1 pseudogene is annotated in these 704 nt (G+C 81.1%); it reads right to left on the bottom strand.

From position 1 onward, the window contains the following. Positions 1-628, bottom strand: a pseudogene (locus EBM89_RS20825) (hypothetical protein); the annotation flags it as partial. Positions 629-704: the final 76 nt, after the last annotated feature.

Raw genomic sequence — 704 nt, 5'->3', positions numbered from 1 at the left:
TGCCCGGGGCGGCGGACTCGGACACCGCGGCGCTGGCACCAGGGCTCGCGCCGTCGGGCCGCGGGCCGCCGGGGTGCGTCCCGTCGGACCCTCCGGCCTGCGCCACGGCGACCGCGGTGCCGTCCGGGGCCGGGGTGGTCGCGGGTGCGAGGGCCTCGGCGCTCTCGGAGGTCGTGACCGTGCCGGGGACGGGCGAGCCGCCGCCCGGGGTCGCGGGCCCGCTGGGTGTCGCGGGCGGCAGCACGCCGCCGAGCACAGGGCGCACCACGCCCAGGACCGGGTCGAGCACACCGCCCACGGGTGTGCCCTCGACGGCACCGAGCACGGGGTCGAGGACGTCGGTCACCAGCGGCGTCGTGACGGGCGCCAGGACCGGGCCGACGACGCCCAGCACCGGGTCGAGCACCGGTGCGAGGGCCCTGAGCAGCGGGGCGAGCGCGCGGTCCACGACGGGGGTGAGCAGCTCGTCGCGGACGGGGTCGAGGACCGGGGCCAGCGGGCCCGTGGCCTGCGCGACCGGGGCGACGACGCCGTCGGAGAGTGCCTGCACCAGCGGCCGCACGGCGCCGGTGACCGGCTCGACCAGGTCGCCCACCGGTGCCGTGGCGGCGGCGAGCGTGCTGGTCACGGCGTCGCCCGGGGTGGGTGCGACCGGGGCCGCGGGTGCCGCCGGCTCGGCGGCCGGCTGCGGTGCCGCAGGCGCC

It is taken from the genome of Cellulomonas triticagri, from assembly GCF_003696205.1.
In the GTDB taxonomy this organism is placed as follows: domain Bacteria; phylum Actinomycetota; class Actinomycetes; order Actinomycetales; family Cellulomonadaceae; genus Cellulomonas; species Cellulomonas triticagri.
The sequence above is the reverse complement of the archived record's forward strand: the minus strand, read 5'-3'. Positions and strand labels throughout refer to the sequence as shown.